At 42.5% G+C, this 17402-nt stretch carries 14 protein-coding genes; 9 read left to right on the top strand and 5 right to left on the bottom strand.

The window, feature by feature from the left end; all coding sequences use genetic code 11:
- The first annotated feature begins 37 nt into the window (after positions 1-37).
- Complete coding sequence (gene rlmF / locus ACTXGK_RS15525; protein ID WP_443514808.1) at positions 38-1060, top strand: 23S rRNA (adenine(1618)-N(6))-methyltransferase RlmF; 1023 nt, start codon at positions 38-40, stop codon at positions 1058-1060.
- A 107-nt stretch (positions 1061-1167) separates the two neighbouring features.
- On the opposite strand, the gene ACTXGK_RS15530 is transcribed toward rlmF, so the two are convergent.
- The 5 genes from ACTXGK_RS15530 to dnaA all read right to left on the bottom strand — a co-directional run bounded on the left by ACTXGK_RS15530 (position 1168) and on the right by dnaA (position 9284).
- Entirely contained in the window at positions 1168-1827 is a 660-nt protein-coding gene (locus ACTXGK_RS15530; protein WP_443514809.1) for a manganese efflux pump MntP, read from the bottom strand.
- A gap of 124 nt (positions 1828-1951) precedes the next feature.
- The gene (gyrB, locus tag ACTXGK_RS15535) at positions 1952-4582 is read right to left on the bottom strand and encodes a DNA topoisomerase (ATP-hydrolyzing) subunit B (protein ID WP_443514810.1); all 2631 of its coding nucleotides are present in this window, start codon (positions 4580-4582) and stop codon (positions 1952-1954) included.
- Between the two features lie 561 nt (positions 4583-5143).
- Entirely contained in the window at positions 5144-6373 is a 1230-nt protein-coding gene (gene recF / locus ACTXGK_RS15540) for a DNA replication/repair protein RecF (RefSeq protein WP_443514811.1), read from the bottom strand.
- Positions 6374-6502: 129 nt separating this feature from the next.
- Positions 6503-7678: a DNA polymerase III subunit beta gene (gene dnaN, locus ACTXGK_RS15545; protein WP_371533070.1), complete on the bottom strand. Its 1176-nt coding sequence runs from the start codon at positions 7676-7678 to the stop codon at positions 6503-6505.
- Positions 7679-7838: 160 nt separating this feature from the next.
- Positions 7839-9284 carry a chromosomal replication initiator protein DnaA gene (gene dnaA, locus ACTXGK_RS15550; protein ID WP_443514812.1) on the bottom strand — a complete coding sequence of 482 codons (1446 nt, stop codon included), beginning with the start codon at positions 9282-9284 and terminating at the stop codon, positions 7839-7841.
- Positions 9285-9885: 601 nt separating this feature from the next.
- Here dnaA and rpmH point away from each other — a divergent pair.
- From rpmH to ACTXGK_RS15590, 8 genes are all read left to right on the top strand, one after another.
- Positions 9886-10020 (top strand): 50S ribosomal protein L34, encoded by a 135-nt coding sequence (gene rpmH / locus ACTXGK_RS15555; protein ID WP_007394757.1) that lies wholly within the window; start codon positions 9886-9888, stop codon positions 10018-10020.
- Positions 10021-10206: 186 nt separating this feature from the next.
- On the top strand, positions 10207-10578 hold the full coding sequence (gene rnpA, locus ACTXGK_RS15560) for a ribonuclease P protein component (protein ID WP_443514813.1): 372 nt from the start codon (positions 10207-10209) through the stop codon (positions 10576-10578).
- A gap of 1 nt (position 10579) precedes the next feature.
- Positions 10580-10954 carry a membrane protein insertion efficiency factor YidD gene (yidD, locus tag ACTXGK_RS15565; RefSeq protein WP_443514814.1) on the top strand — a complete coding sequence of 125 codons (375 nt, stop codon included), beginning with the start codon at positions 10580-10582 and terminating at the stop codon, positions 10952-10954.
- Positions 10955-11169: 215 nt separating this feature from the next.
- Entirely contained in the window at positions 11170-12852 is a 1683-nt protein-coding gene (yidC, locus tag ACTXGK_RS15570; protein ID WP_443514815.1) for a membrane protein insertase YidC, read from the top strand.
- A gap of 207 nt (positions 12853-13059) precedes the next feature.
- Positions 13060-14496 (top strand): tRNA uridine-5-carboxymethylaminomethyl(34) synthesis GTPase MnmE, encoded by a 1437-nt coding sequence (gene mnmE / locus ACTXGK_RS15575; RefSeq protein ID WP_443514875.1) that lies wholly within the window; start codon positions 13060-13062, stop codon positions 14494-14496.
- 87 nt (positions 14497-14583) lie between these two features.
- Positions 14584-15042, top strand: a complete 459-nt coding sequence (gene nrdR, locus ACTXGK_RS15580) for a transcriptional regulator NrdR (RefSeq protein WP_201599406.1) — start codon at positions 14584-14586, stop codon at positions 15040-15042.
- Positions 15043-15156: 114 nt separating this feature from the next.
- On the top strand, positions 15157-16212 hold the full coding sequence (gene ribD / locus ACTXGK_RS15585; protein WP_443514816.1) for a bifunctional diaminohydroxyphosphoribosylaminopyrimidine deaminase/5-amino-6-(5-phosphoribosylamino)uracil reductase RibD: 1056 nt from the start codon (positions 15157-15159) through the stop codon (positions 16210-16212).
- 435 nt (positions 16213-16647) lie between these two features.
- Complete coding sequence (locus tag ACTXGK_RS15590) at positions 16648-17322, top strand: riboflavin synthase (protein WP_443514817.1); 675 nt, start codon at positions 16648-16650, stop codon at positions 17320-17322.
- Positions 17323-17402 lie beyond the last annotated feature (80 nt).

Genomic DNA, 17402 nt, shown 5'->3' on the forward strand with positions numbered 1-17402 from the left:
ACTGTTTGCTTATATTCACCTATCGTAGCCCTACCCTATGACCCGTATCCCTGCAAACAGTAAACACAGAAACCGATCGCCCGCGACCGCCAAGAAACTCGGTCAGCTGCATCCACGCAATCCGCATCAAGGTCGTTACGACTTTGCAGTATTGACTCGCGCCTTGCCTGAGCTTGCTGAGCACACCATCACCAATCCCAAAGGCGAGCCCACGATCAACTTCTCTGATCATCAGGCAGTTCGTGTGCTGAATAAAGCACTGTTGGCGCACTATTACGGGGTTAAATTTTGGGATATTCCTGAAGGCTATCTGTGTCCGCCTATTCCTGGACGTGCCGATTATATTCACTATATTGCAGACTTACTCGCGCAAACCACGCATGTGAATGCCGACAACACACCGCCGACGGGCAAAGAGATTCACGCGCTAGATATCGGTACGGGTGCCAGTGCGATCTATCCGATCGTCGGTAGCCAAAGCTACGGCTGGCGCTTTACCGCTAGCGACATTGATCCGATTTCGGTCAATACTGCTGCACTGATTTGTGATGCTAATCCAAAGCTAAAAAGCGCGGTCAAAGTAAAGCTGCAACCTGAACCTAAGTTTATCTTTAAAAACATCATTGGTCGTCAAGATTATTTCGATGTGGTGGTGTGTAACCCGCCGTTTCATGCGTCATTAGAAGAAGCAATGGAAGCCAACAGCCGCAAGCAGCATAACCTGCAACGACATCGTGGTAAAAATGAGAGCGAGCAAATCAGCCGTCATTCAACCAAATCAGGTAACGCCGCACAAAACCTAAATTTTGGTGGTCAGCATAAAGAATTGTGGAGTGAAGGTGGCGAGATTGCGTTCTTAACCAAGATGGCAAAAGAAAGCCAAAGCTTTGCCGAGCATGTTGGTTGGTTTACGACGTTGGTGTCAAAATCTGAAAACGTGAAACCTTTACAGCTACTACTAAAGCAGCTAAATGTTGCGCAAATGCGCATTATCGAGATGAGCCAAGGTCAAAAGAGCACTCGTGTACTGGCGTGGCGCTTTAATACTGACGAAGAGTAATAGATAGATATATTGGTCAATTTAAGTTTCACGTGAAACAAAAAAGCACCGCTTTGATATTCAAGGCGGTGCTTTTTGCATAAAGACTAGGTGAAACTCTAAATAAATTAGCCAAAAAACATGACTTTTATGCCAATCGCAATCAGTACCATACCACCCAATACTTCTGCTTTTTCTTCTAGCCATGTGCCTGAGCGACGTCCCAAATAGACCCCAATCCCGCCAAACACAGCCGTTACTACCGCGATAATCAAGCATGCTAGCCATGCGTTCAAGGCCAACAAATTTAGCGTAAATCCGGCTGCCATCGCATCGATACTGGTGGCAATCGCTAGCGTAAACATGGTGCGATGATTGATATGCCCATGATTAGTATGTCTGTGATTGGTGTGTGCACGATAGTTACTAGAGACTACTCCTGTTTTGCCATCAGTGCTAATCGCATCATCGTTGACATCTAACTCATCACTATCCGCATCTGATTCGTCAGCGGTAAACACTTCGTAAAGCATTTTTCCACCTAGAACAATTAATATGATCCCGCCAATCCAAGGCGCGGCCGCCGCCAACCAACCCAGCAGCGCTGCACCCAATAAATAACCAATGAGTGGCATCACGCCCTGCGCAATACCAAAGTAAAGCGCAGCATAGATAGCCAAGCGCCTTACATACTGATGGCTGTATTTTTGAGCCTTAGCACCCAGTCCTATCGATACTGCAAACGCATCCATCGCTAGGGCGATAGCGAGTAATATCACTTCGATCATTTTATTTCCACAAATTATGATTGCTAATCAATAGCAGTTTATCTACGTAAGTTTCACGTGAAACAAAAATACCGCTTCGATGATCGAAACGGTATTTCATATATTATGAATAGAACACTCAAATTTAGATGTCTAGATTTGACACCGTTAGGGCATTTTCTTCGATGAAGATACGGCGTGGTTCGACGTGATCACCCATCAAGCAGGTAAACATATGATCAGCGGCAATCGCATCTTCGATAGTGACACGTAGCATACGGCGGTTTTCTGGATCCATCGTCGTATCCCATAGCTGGTCGGCGTTCATCTCACCCAGACCTTTGTAGCGCTGGATAGCCAGACCACGACGTGCATCGAGCATCATTTGCTGCCAGAGATAATCGAAGTCACGTACTGGGATATCTTTAGTCGTGCCCGCGCTTGCTTCACGGCGGATAAAGGCATCACTCTCAAGTAGGGTGTTCCACTCGCTTGATAAACGTAATAGCTTGCCATATTCACCTGAATTGATGAAGCTAGCATCTAGCAGATAATGGTGCGCCAGTTGATGCACATATACCGTGACGCGTGGTAGCCATTGCGCCTTAGTAGATAGAGCATCATTGTCTGACGCTTCGCCTTCTTCAGTGCTTGCGGCTTCAGTACCGATGACAGGCGTCATACCCAATAGATCAGCAGCCGCTGCATCCATATTTTTTGGCTGCGGCGCATGAATATTGACCAATTCAATCTCAGGACTTAGATCACTACCGAAATGATCTAGCTTAGTCTGCATCGCGGCTTTCCAATCCTGCATCGCAGACTCATCATAAGTCATATCAGTGCTAAGTTTCGGCGTATGCGTCAACGCATCTAAGATGACCGCTGGGAAGCGGATCTGCAAACGAGCTTTGATCAATTGCGTTTGGTTATAATCATTCAGCAACGTCTCAAGCGCTTGCCCAGTAATAGCGGGCGCATCAGCACTAATGTGTAGCTTCGTATTATCAATCGTTGATGACAATAGATACGCTTTAAGCGCTTCGTCATCCTTTAGGTATAACTCTTGACGACCTTTTTTCACTTTGTATAGCGGTGGCTGAGCGATATAAATATAACCACGCTCAATCAACTCAGGCGTTTGGCGGAAGAAGAAAGTCAGCAGCAAGGTACGAATATGTGACCCATCCACATCGGCATCGGTCATGATGATGATTTTGTGATAGCGTACTTTATCTGGATTATATTCGTCAGGGCCAATACCACAGCCGAGTGCGGTAATCAGGTTACCCACTTCAGCAGAGGATAGCATCTTGTCAAAGCGTGCACGCTCAACGTTTAGAATTTTACCTTTCAGTGGCAAAATAGCTTGGGTTTTACGGCTACGACCTTGCTTAGCTGAGCCACCTGCAGAGTCACCCTCCACAATGTATAGCTCAGATAGTACTGGATCTTTTTCTTGGCAGTCAGCAAGTTTACCAGGCAGACCTGCAATATCCAGAGTCGTCTTGCGACGAGTCATTTCACGTGCTTTACGAGCGGCGTCACGCGCCCTTGCTGCTTCCATAATTTTATTAGCAATGGCTTTACCAGCAGTTGGATTCTCTAGCAGATAGTCATTGAACTTATCATGCATCGCTGATTCGACAGCAGATTTCACTTCACTTGAGACTAGCTTGTCTTTGGTCTGGCTTGAGAATTTTGGATCCGGCACTTTCACCGAGACAATAGCCGTTAGGCCTTCACGAGCATCATCACCAGTCGCAGCGACCTTTTCTTTTTTGAATAAATTCTCGCGATCCATATAGCTATTTAGGCCGCGTGTAAGTGCTGAGCGGAAACCTGATAGATGCGTACCGCCATCTTTTTGCGGAATATTATTAGTAAAGCACAATACTTTTTCGTTATACGTATCGGTCCACTGTAGCGCAACCTCGACACTGATACCGTCGTCTTGTTGACTGGTAAAATGGAATACTTCATTGATACCGTCTTTGCCTGCATTGATATAGCTGACAAACTCTAACAGGCCACCTTTGTGCTCAAACTCATGACGCTTATCAATACGCTCATCGGTCAAAACGATACGCACACCAGAGTTCAAAAATGACAGCTCGCGTAGGCGTTTTGCCAAAATATCATATTCAAAGACTGTACCGGTGAATACGTCGCTACTTGGATAAAAGCGGATTTGCGTACCGGTTTGATCGGTCGCTTCCATCTGCTGAATATCGGCGTCAGGTACACCATCAGTGTAAGTCTGGTGATAATGATAGCCTTCACGCCAGATATTCATCTCAAGCTTTTTAGACAACGCGTTGACGACCGATACCCCAACACCATGCAGGCCGCCCGATACTTTATAGCTATTATCATCGAACTTACCGCCTGCATGCAAGACAGTCATAATAACCTGAGCTGCTGATACACCCTCTTCTGGATGAATATCGACTGGTACACCGCGGCCATTATCCATTACACTGACAGACTCATCTTCGTGAATGATGATATCGATCTGATCACAGTGACCGGCCAGCGCCTCATCGATAGAGTTATCCACGACCTCAAAGACCATGTGATGCAAGCCTGTGCCATCGTCAGTGTCACCGATATACATACCAGGGCGCACGCGTACAGCCTCTAACCCACGTAGTACACGGATATCCTTAGAACTATAATCAGAAGGTAATACTTCTGAAACTACAGTAGGCACAGCGGCTTCAGTAGCACTGTCGTCTATCAATTGCTCGTGGTCAATAGGTAATGAATCACTCATGTACATTCCTTAATCTAGCCATAATCAGCCGTTTTTGTCAGCGCACTTATAAAAATGCACCTCATGATGGCATCTTAAAATTAACGTCTATTATTCATAATCTAGAGTGCATGTGAGCAGCTAAACCACTAACCACCGTTAGCCTCAAAAAAGGCCGCACAGAGATAAAATTGGCAAATTACTTATTAGTAATAGTCTTTGTTTTTCTAGCCATTGTTAAAACTACTGAAATAAATAAAATATTTAATTATCAACTACTTATGAAGAAACGAAAAATAAAAATCTTTTATATGATGCTATCAGATAAATTGCTGAGAACAGGACAAAAATAAAGGGTTATTTTAGCATTTTTTTGTCTGTAAGTCACTGTTTACTGGGAGTTTTACGACTTATGAGTCAGTGTCTTAGCCTAATAGCTAGTATGAGTGATAGTCGCGACTGTGATGCTCAATAAAGGACGTATAAAAGGAGTTACAAGTAGGCAGGAAAATGCTTAAAGCGATGATAAGCGACTAAGAATTAATCAACAGGAATTAATCAACAGGAATTAATCAACAGGAATTAATCAACAGACAATATCTGGCCTTGTTTCACGTGAAACAACTTAGGTTTTGACCACAGCTCATTAACCAGAGGTACGATATCATCCGTCAAACTGGTCATGAACACCTGACAAGGTAGCTGCGCTAAGGTCGATAAAAGAATCTCTATCGCTCTACCATCTAACTCTGCGGTGATGTCATCTAGTAGCACGACAGGAGTCGCTCTCGATGTTGAGCTATTATCGAACGAACCACTATCTTTATTATCATTGAGCAATAACGGCAACTGCGATAAGCGTAGCGCAGTTATGAGCAGCTTTTTTTCACCGCGAGACAATACATTGGCGGCCTGCTCTTTTAGAGTTGGTAATTTAGTATTTACCTCATGGTCTGAGGACGCTGTATTTGTATTTGTCGCCTGACTATCTACAACATCACCAGACCGTACAGCATTATCAGAGCGCCAATGTACATGGATATCAGCCCGATGATTGCCTATACGGGTATATCCTAACTGTAAATCCTGCTCTAATCGCTCATTAAGCTGTACATCAAGCGCGACATTAGTGTCATAGCCAGCGCTATAACTTAGGCTCAATTGCTCAGCATAAGATGGCAACAACTGCAAAACACTTTTGGCAAAATAAGGCTGCCACTCAGTAAATACTTGCTCACGATAATGATGTATCAATGCCGCATGATTACTTAGTCCTTTATCCCAAGACTTTAGCTCAGCCAGCTGGACTTGAGTCAATTGACGAGTCTTTTTTAGTAAACTATTGCGCTGTTTTAAAAGGCGTTGATAGGCGACCCATTGCGGGTGAAAACCTTGTTTCATGTGAAACACTAACCAATCCAACAGCTGGCGGCGACTGGCACTACCCTGCTCTAACATATCCATCGTTGAGGGATCTATCAGTAGCGTGGGTAGCTGCTCGGTCAATATACTTTGGTTGTAGACAGTAGCTTGATTAAGACGCAGAATGGTTGTCGCATCTGCTTGTTTTTGAATGGCTAGCGTACGACTGTCGTTGAGTCTAGCATATACGGTAGTGTTGTTTTGATGATGTTGAATATAACGTTTTGGCTGGTGATGGCGAAAGCTCTTGCCTCTGGATAATAAGAATATCGCTTCAAGTAAAGAGGTTTTGCCGCTACCATTTGCACCGATGATAACGTTGCAAACGGTAGACTGCAGATTAACTTGTGTGAGGTTGCGCAGATTTGATATTTGTAGACGTTCAATCATGATATCGATAGCCGCCCATTAATTTCAGCTTATTAAGCAAGCAAAAGTTTATTTAAATTTAAGCTATCCGCGTAAATACTTAAAAGATGCTAGCGCGGTTCAATGCTGTATGATGTGCAAAAAATCAGACTATATACGCATTGGCATGATGACGTACTGATGGAACTCATCATTGAGTTGATTGACAAGTACAGAGGCATTCGATTGGCTCATATGCATCTGCAAATCACCTTGAATAACACCTAGCACGTCTTGTAGATACGCAGCATTGAACGATAACTCCATTGGCTCGCCCTGATATTTGGCTTGTATCATCTCAACAGCTTCATCTTGCTCAGCATTGTTGGCACGCACCTCTACCATACCATCACTGGCAAAATTAAAGACCACACCGCGAGACTTCTCATTACTCAAAATCGCTACCCGGCGTAATACGTCAGTCATTTTTTCTTGACTAAATAACGCAAGTTTATCTGTATTGCTTGGCATGACGCGGCGATAATCAGGGAATTTGCCATCAATCAAACGGGCGGTAAACGTCACCATTAGATTTTGGCTGACTTGTCCTGCACTATCGACATCGCCAAATGGTAAGCTCACTTGCAAAAACTCACGCCCAAAACTCAGAGTAACTGCATTGTCTTGATCGCCTAGCATCTTGCCAAGCTCAGTCGCCAAACGTTCAAGCTCAATTACTGCCTTACGTGGCAAGATAGCCTGCATGCTCAGATCAGCACTCACATCTATAACGCTACGTGCCAAGGCCAGTCTATGTCCATCAGTCGCAACGGTCGTCAGCTGCTGCTGTGAAACATCAAACAGCATACCCGTTAAATAATAACGTACATCTTGAATTGCCATCGCAAACTGAGTCTTGTGAATCAAATCTGTCAAGCGACTACGGCTGATGTTCAACGGCGTAATATTTTCAGGATTGCCTAGGCTTGGATAATCTTCACTTGGTAAGGTACCTAGCGTGAAACGGCTCTTGCCACTGGTAAGCAGACAACGCTCATTCGCTTGAGTCGCCAGATTGACTTGAGCTTGTGCAGGTAAAGACTTACAAATATCTTTTAGTTTTGTTGCAGGTAGCGTCGTTGTTCCTGCTTCAACACAAGCACCAGCAGGCAATTTCAAGGTCGATGTCAGCTCCACTTCTAAATCTGAGGCTGTCAAGATAAGCTCGGACTCTGATAACTGCAGCTTAATATTGCCCAATATCACCATATTATGGCGTTTATCAGCGGCTTTGGCGATCAAGTTGATAGCTTTTAGTAACGATTCTCGATTGATCGATAATTGCATGCTTAGTTACTCTTATTTGAATGATTTTTTTATAAAAACTTGACGTAATCGTCTAATAATACCCTGTCTACTGACTATAATCTACAGAGCATCTATCTGCTTATATTTTCAATATTATAAACGATATTTTCTCGCTAAAATACAGTGAAGACTTACTCTACTAACCTGCCTGTAACATCAACGCCAGCGTCTTATAATCCTTGTCAAACGCTGGATCTGCTGCTCGTAATTCATTTACTTTATCGCAAGCGTGCATCACTGTAGTGTGGTCCCGTCCGCCGAATGATTGACCAATCTCAGGAAAACTGTCACCTGTCAACTCACGCGATAGGGCCATCGCTATTTGGCGAGGTCTGGCGATGCTACGCGTACGTTTACGCCCCATAATATCCTTGACCGTTACATCATAGTATTCAGCGACTATTTTTCGGATATTATCCATATTTACAGCTTGTACACGCATGGCGACTATGTCTTTGAGCGCGTATTGCACCATCTCAAGAGTAATCTGTGCACCTGTCAAATTAGCATTGGCAAAAACTTGATTGAGAGCACCTTCCAGACGTCTGACATTGGATACCACGTTTTGAGCGATAAACAATGCACACTCTTTAGGCAGCACCATGCCATAAGAAGCGGCTTTTTTCTGCAAAATTTGCACGCGAGTATCAATCTCAGGAGGGTCAACCGCGACTGTCAATCCCCAAGAAAATCGCGACCTAAAGCGCTCATCAAATTCTGTCATTTGCGATGGATGACGATCAGAAGCCAAAATCAGCTGTTTGTCACCACTGGTAAAATCTGCAAACAATGTTAAAAACTCATTACTACTTTTGGTCTTTCCTGCTAACACATGAATATCATCTACAATTAACAAATCTACTTTTTTTATTTTCTTTTTAAAATCTTCTATTTTATTATTTCTTAATGAATATACTAATTGATTTATAAATTTTTCAGAAGTGAAATAATAAAAACTTTGATTATTTTTTAAATAGCGATGTGCTACAGAATGCATTAAATGCGTTTTTCCCAATCCAGAAGGTCCATATATAAATAAAGGATTGTGTCGATTTTTTGATTGTTTTTTACCAAGTTCGTAACAAGCTTTGTAGGCCAGATTGTTCGACTTACCGGTGACAAATGTCTCAAAAGTAAAGTCAGGATTGAGATAGCTTAGTGATTTAGCATCAGCTGAATCGTTTAGTTCTCCCTGACGCATATTAGCGTCGATATCTGCTTTCGAATTATTATGATGGATAGATTCAAATTTATGCTCAGATGGGGTAGGGGAGGGCTTATCCTCCAAAAATAACGAGCCTGATTGTAACTGCTGACTATCGTCTACCTCACGTCCCGCATTATCAACACGGACCACAACCTCTTCAATACTACCTTGACTGTGCTTGGCAACCAATTGCTGAATATCTTGAAGATGGTTCTTTTTGATATACGTGACAAAATAATCATTAGGCGCAAGAATGATTAGAGTTTGTGCTTCTTGGTGAGCTGACAAAGGTCGCAGCCACATGGTGAAAACGTTGTCTTTAACGTTATAGCGCAAATCGTTCAGACATTTATCCCAAATATTTGCTGTGTCTATCATGAAAAATACTAACCCTATAATTTGAAATAATAGTTAATTTTAATAGCCTGACCTTATACAGAAATACTTGGTATCAACTGCAATTAACTGTCTTAAAAGTCACACTGAAAAGCTATGAGAAGCCACACACGAAGTAGGGGCTAATCTAACATAGATACCCTGTGGATAAAACCTTGTTTTTTGGGGATAAGACTGTGGACAGTTTTGTGGATAACTCAACAACACAAGTTATCCATATTTAACCCACAGGTTATCCACAACCTTACCCATAGTCTAGTATTTTGATAAATAAGAATAAAGTGGAGTTAGCCACAGATAAACGAGGTCCCAATAATAACAATACTTATATATATTAATTAATTATTATTATAGACGTCACATAAAACTGTGGATAACTTCAAAAATTATTCGCTACCAACTAAAAGAACTGGTTAAACAAAACTGGAGTCTTGAACACTTGAACAAATAATATCTAGTAATCTGATAATAGTAGAAACTAAATCTCCAAAGACAGGCTAAATTAGTTTATTGACCAAAACTATACTGGATGGTATAATCCTCCGTTATTACGAATTTAGTCCATTATTTTGATAGGTGAGTTATGAAACGTACATTCCAACCAAGCGTGATCAAGCGTAAACGTACTCACGGTTTCCGTGCTCGTATGGCAACTAAAAAAGGCCGTCAGGTCTTAGCTCGTCGCCGTGCTAAAGGACGTCATCGTCTAACTGTATAATCAGTAGATAGCGATAAGCATGGCTAATAGTGCTTGTTGTGCTCCTATTGTTTGTAGATTGCAATAGTCAATCATCACAACTGACACTTAGCCATATATTAAAAGCGCCCGCATCGGCGCTTTTTTTGTTTCTATATTTTGCTATTATCTCTAATATCGCCATTCCCTATCATATTAGGTCATACCATGCCCAAATCTCTTTCAGCTACACCTACAGCCAATTTTACTAAAGAGCAGCGCCTACTGACACCAGCAGCTTTTCGTGAAGTGTTTGACGCACCTGAGCGTAAAATACATCAGAGTCACTTGATGGCGTTTGTGAGACCCAATGCCTGTGACAAGCCGCGTATCGGTATGGCGATTACTAAGCGTAAAGTACCTACTGCTGTCGCTCGAAATTTGATTAAACGACATATCCGTGAGCAGTTCCGTACAAAAGCTTTTAAATTAGAAAATAAAGATATTATTTTTATAGTAAAAAAATCAATAAAAGTTTTAGATGGTAAAGAATTAAAAAATCAAATAAATAATATATTTAAAAAAATAGAAAAAAAATAAAATGAAAAAATTATTAATTTTAATAAATAAAATAATTTATGAGTTTTTATTAAATATAATAAAGTTTTATCAAAAAATAATTAGCCCTATAATACCTGCTCGCTGCCGTTACTATCCCACCTGTTCAAACTATGGTAAACAAGCTTTGGCGTGGCATGGTACTCGTGCAGGTAGTTGGTTGCTATTAAAGCGTCTTAGTAGATGTCATCCGCTTGGTGGACACGGCACTGACTTTGTCCCGCTCCCTTTATCTTCTTATCGCTATAAGTACTTGTCCTTTACTGATATATCCAATAGCACCGCTCAAGGACTGGGCGTTTACCGAGATCGTCAGGGGTATGTGCCACGTCTTAACTACTTAATGAAGACAACATGAAAATCACAACTTCGGGCTTTAGACATCATCTTCAATGACTTACCCACAAGTTATCCACACTCTTGGTATCATTTGAAGCAGATTTTTAGTAAAATGATGCACATTTTATGTAAATGACTCTCAACGCGGTTATCGATCATGATGATAACTATGCAGTACAGTCATGACACATGCCCTAATTTTTCATTCCCTAATTTTTAATCTAGGAAAGGTTTATGCAAAAGATATTTCGGGTGATGATCATCATTGCGATGCTAATTACCGCTTATCTGCTGATTTTGGCATGGCGAGATGATTATGCCGATGCACCAGCCGTAGAAGCGGTGCCAGAAACTACAAGTTCAGTAGGTGCTGACATCCCTTCTACCACAGGTGCAGCAGGTGATATTCCGGTCCAGACCCTACCTGTGGATAATACAGCTGTGACAGCTACGCCTGCGAAAGACGCAGGTCTAATCACGGTAACGACCGATCGCTATGACATCAAAATCAATCCAGAAGGCGGTGATATTGTCTATGCTGCGCTCAAGCAGTATGACGCGACGCTCGATAGCGATAAGCCTTTCGTATTGCTAGAAAATAATAGCAATCGTGTATACGTGGCTCAGTCTGGACTTATCGGCCAAAATGGTATTGATACGGCAGAAGGTAGAGCGACTTACAGCCACACCGCTAATAATTATGTAATGGAAGCAGGGCAACAAACATTGTCAGTACCGCTTACTTACAAAAAAGATGGCGTGACAATCACCAAGACATTTACCTTTACTGAAAACAAATATCCTATCGATATTAGTTACAAAATTCAAAACGCTTCTACTAACGCGTGGCAAGGCCAGATGTTTGCGCAGCTAAAACGTGACGATAGTAAAGATCCTGGTATGTCTGATAAAGGCGCGCTGAGCATGGCGACTTATCTTGGTGGTGCCTGGGGTACGCCAGATGATCCTTACAATAAACTAAAATTTAAAGACTTCAGCGATGGCGAGCTGACGACGACCAGTGATAAAGGCTGGGTTGGCATTGTGCAGCATTATTTTGTCTCTGCATGGACGCCTGAAAACTTCACTGGTAAGTTCTTTACCCGCGAGACTGGCAACGACTACTTTATTGGCTTTAACAGTCAGCCAGTCAATGTCGCACCGAACAAGCAAGTGACATTGGATGCCACACTGTATGCAGGTCCAAAGGTACAGTCTGAGCTAAAAGATGTGGCAGTTGGTCTGAATAAGACGGTTGATTATGGTTTACTGTGGCCAATATCGAAGGTCTTATTTGCTATCTTGGAAGGTGTGCATAAAGTTGTGGGTAACTGGGGTTGGTCAATCATCCTACTAACGATTTTGGTCAAAATTGCTTTGATGTGGTTCTCTAATAAGAGTTACTATTCAATGGCAAAAATGCGCGCTATTGCACCGAGACTAAAAACGCTAAAAGAAGAGCATGGCGACGACCGCATGAAAATGTCGCAAGAAATGATGGCTATCTACAAAGAAGAAAAAGTCAATCCGATGGCGGGCTGTTTGCCAATCTTGATGCAGATGCCAATTTTCTTAGCCTTATATTGGGTGCTCGTAGAGAGCGTCGAGCTACGTCATGCGCCATGGATTTTGTGGATTCGCGATCTTTCAGCAATGGACCCGTGGTTTATCTTGCCGTTGCTCATGGGCGCATCAATGTTCATACAGCAGCAGTTGAATCCGCAGCCAGCAGATCCAATGCAAGCGAAAGTGATGAAGTTCTTGCCAATTATCTTTACCGCATTCATGCTATTCTTCCCAGCAGGTTTGGTATTGTATTGGACAGTGAACAACTTGTTCAGTATGACTCAGCAATATATTGTAAATAAAAAAGTCGAAGAAGAGCAGAAACGTCGCACGGTAAAAATAGTTGACTAACTGACGCTCTATCAGAAAAGTAACAACAAAAACCATCGCGCAAGCGGTGGTTTTTTTATAAGTGCTAAAATGTTATCCACAGCTTATCAACATTAAAGAAAAACTATCAATGATTAGTCCGCGTTTCAAAGTTTGCTTTGTCACTATGAGCACAGACGTCTATAATGGGATTTTTAGCTATTGAGAGTCATTGTGGATTCCTTAGAGATGGCATTAGCCACACCGAATCATTCTGAAAAATCTAATACATCGGGACTCGCCACGATTGCTGCGATTGCAACGCCACTTGGGCGAGGGGGCGTGGGGGTCATACGCCTATCAGGTAGCCGTGCTTATGCAATGGCCTGTGCGCTGACGAGTAAATCTGCTTTTACGCCGCGTATGGCCAGTTTTTGTCGTTTTTATCAGGCGGATGGCACTGTTATTGATGAAGGGCTAGTATTATTCTTTAAAGGCCCGCATTCATTCACGGGTGAAGATGTGATTGAGCTGCAAGGGCACGGCGGCGTCATTCTACAAAACCAGTTGCTTGCACGTGTATTTGAATTGGGTGCCAAGCAAGCGAGTGCCGGGGAGTTTTCTTATCGTGCTTTTGATAATGATAAATTAGATTTGGTGCAGGCAGAAGCGATTGCCGATGCAATTGATGCGACCAGTGCGGCGGCAGCGAGTAGTGCCATCCGCTCTCTAAGCGGTGAGTTTTCCCAAAAAATAAACCAGCTGTTAGAACAGTTGATTCATTTGCGCTTGCATGTTGAAGCGGCGATTGATTTCCCTGATGAAGAAGATGTCGATTTTTTATCTGACGGCGTGATACAGAGCAAACTTGAGCAAACGCAAGATAAAATACAGCAAGTATTAGCCACTGCAAAACAAGGTCAGCTCTTACGAGATGGTATCCATGTTGTGCTAGCAGGTAGGCCAAATGCCGGCAAATCAAGCCTGCTAAATCGTCTAGCGGGGCAAGAACGTGCTATCGTGACCGATGTAGCAGGCACCACGCGTGATACGCTGCAAGAGACGGTTGTGCTCAATGGTTTGACGCTACATCTTACCGATACGGCAGGCCTGCGTGATACAGAGGATACCGTAGAGCGTATCGGCATCGAACGTGCCCGTACCGCGATCACACAAGCTGATATGTTGCTGATGGTTTACGATGTGACTCGCGATGTTGAAGAAGAAAGCACACCGTTGCAATTGGCTGAGCAGTTATTTGGCGAGCTGCCAGATGCCAAACGATTACTAATCATTGCCAATAAAAGTGATCTATTAAGCGATGATAGTAGTGAAAAATCGGCTTCTATGACACAAGCTGAAATCAAAGATAGAGGCTACGAACAAGTTAATGTTTCATGTGAAACAGGCGCTGGTATTGACAATTTAGTCGAAGCGTTATGTGCCAAGGTAGGTTTTCATCCACCAGAAAATAGCCTAATTGCTCGTACACGTCATATAGATGCCCTCAGACGGACTGCTAACTATCTCGCAGAGGCGCATGAGCAGTTAACAGTATTCCAAGCAGGTGAATTAGTCGCCGAAAGCTTGCGTCAGGCGCAGCAGAGCTTGGGTGAGATTACAGGCGAGTTTAGTGCTGATGATTTGCTTGGCAAGATATTTGGTAGTTTTTGTATTGGTAAATAACGGTTGAATAATTCTATCTATTACTCAATAAATTTGTCTATCTTATAAGTTTTGCTTTTATTTTTCGTTGTAAAATAAGGAATTGCTATGCACTGCCCGTATTGTAATGCATCAGAGACAAAAGTGATCGACTCACGTCTTGCTGCAGAAGGTGCGCAAGTGCGTCGCCGCCGTTCATGCAATAGTTGCCAAGAGCGTTTTACAACGTTTGAGATGGTAGAAGTGGTGATGCCAAGGATCATCAAATCCAGTAACAAGATTGAACCTTACGACAATGAAAAACTGCGTCGGTCTATCTTATTGCCTCTGCAAAAGCGCCCCATCACTATCGATGAGCAAGAGGCAATGATTAGTCGAGTTGAAAAACGTGTCAGACAAATGGGTGAGCGTGAAATCAGTAGCAAAGTCTTGGGTGAAATCATCATGAGTGAACTAAAAGCCTTAGATGATGTCGCTTATGTGCGTTTTGCTAGTGTCTATCGTGATTTTCAAGACATCGATGCCTTTCATCAAGAGATTGCTAATATTCGTCCAAATGACAAATAAGCTGATACATCAATAAATATGTCTAACTATTGAACTGATTTTGAGTTCAAAGCGCTTAGATTATTAAATAAAATTCTCCGTAATTATTACCAATCATTTATTAAGCCTACTGTTATGCCAACTATAAATCACTCTCAAGATGCGCAAGACCGCTACTTTATGATGCTTGCTATCGAACAAGCTAAATTTGGTTTGTATACCACTAGGCCAAATCCAGCAGTAGGTTGTGTCATCGTCCAAGCTGAAAAAGTGGTCGGTCAAGGGTTTCATCCGAAAGCTGGTGAGCCACATGCAGAGGTATTTGCACTAAAAGAAGCAGGCGATCGAGCAGTGGGCGCAACGGCTTATGTGACTCTAGAGCCATGCAGCCATACAGGGCGTACACCGCCGTGTGCATTGGCACTCGTTAAAGCTAATGTAAAGCGTGTTGTGATTGCCGGTCTAGACCCTAATCCACAGGTGGCAGGTCGCGGTGTGGCGTTATTAGAGCAGGCTGGTATCGAGGTTACGGTTGGTATATTAACAGAGCAGGCAGAGGCATTAAATCGCGGATTTTTAAAAGCCATGCGGACTCAGATGCCCTATGTCAGATTAAAAATAGCGACTAGTCTAGATGGTCGCACCGCGATGGCATCTGGTGAGTCAAAATGGATTACATCAAATGCGGCTCGCGAAGATGTGCAAAAGATACGAGCGCGAAGTGGAGCAATTATAACTGGTAGTGAGACAGTGATAGCTGATGATCCGCAACTTAACGTGCGTTCAAATCAACTAGGCGTATTACCCGAGAAAATACCAGCACCTCGGATTGTAGTGCTCGATAGACGTCAGCGTCTAGAGCACAGTGCTCAGTCTGATTATCAATTGTGCCGCCGTACAGATACGATTTATTGGCGCACAGATGATCTCACCGCTTTACTAGCAACATTAGTGAGAGACCATCAGTGTTATGATGTCTTGGTAGAGGCAGGTGCTAGCGTTGCAGGAAGCTTTTTGAGTCAACAGCTGGTTGATGAGTTGATTGTTTATCAGGCGCCTTGTCTACTTGGTGATCAAGCGCGACCAATGGTTAATTTCAATCCTATCTCACTAGCTCAACAGTTGCGCTTCGATATTTATAATTATGAGCAACTTGGTTCTGACCTTAAATTAACGCTATTGCCTTTGTAGGTTTCTTATTTGTGATTTTGTTATCCACAAAATGCTTATAATGTGAACTATATGTGGATAAGTACATTACCATTTTAAATGTTCCACATGAAACTGTGTATAACTTTGTTTCACATGAAACATGAAAAGCTGATTTCTTTTGGGGTTTTGTAATAAATTATATATTAATCAATAACTTATGGTTTTAACTCTTGCGTTGTAAGCGCTAAACTAAATTTAGCATCATTGTGGATAACTCTATAATTAATAAAGACTTTAAGAGTGTCCTATTGACTTACGCTTACTTATCCACAATCTATCCAATGACAGCCTGCATTTACCGCGTGTTTCACTGCGAAGTGTGCTCAGAAAGGCAGCACTAAGAAATTTGGTTAAGCGTTTGATAAATAAAGCGATGTGTTTATAGCAGCATTATAATAATGAGATGAGGATGATATGTTTACTGGAATTATAGAAAGCGTTGGAAAAGTTAAATCTATGCAACCAACGGGCGGTGATATACGCTTAACAATAGAGTCTAACGACCTAGATTTTAGCGATGTAAAGTTAGGTGACTCTATTGCATCGAACGGTATCTGTTTGACTGTTGTAGAGCTCGGTAATAACCATTACTCTGTTGATGTTTCACGTGAAACGATTGCTCGAACAGCGCTAGAAGCATTAAAAGCAGGTCATACGGTCAATCTAGAGAAAGCGATGCTACCGACGACGCGTTTTGGTGGCCATATTGTTGCCGGTCATGTGGATGGGGTAGGCGTCGTCAGTAAGCTGCAGCAAGACGCACGTTCTATATATATTGAGATTGAGATACCACAAGAGTTGGCGCACTATACCGCGACCAAAGGCTCTATCACGGTAGACGGGATTAGTCTGACTACCAATCTGGTACGTGACAATATCGTTTCTTTAAATATTATCCCGCATACCGCTCAAGTGACCAACATCGCTAAGCATTGGTTGGTGGGTAACAAAGTCAATATCGAAGTGGATATTGTTGCACGCTACTTGGAGCGTTTGTTAAATAAATCACAATCTGGTGGTATGAATGCCGCAAATCCTCAAAGCCAAATTACAGAAACTTTTTTAGCAGATAATGGCTTTATGAAATAACGTTTGAGGTTTTACTTACCTGTCTAGACCTTTCACCCTGTCAGTATTACGAAATCAAAATAATATCGACAGGGTGATTT

The organism is Psychrobacter sp. T6-5 (assembly GCF_052258485.2).
GTDB lineage: Bacteria > Pseudomonadota > Gammaproteobacteria > Pseudomonadales > Moraxellaceae > Psychrobacter.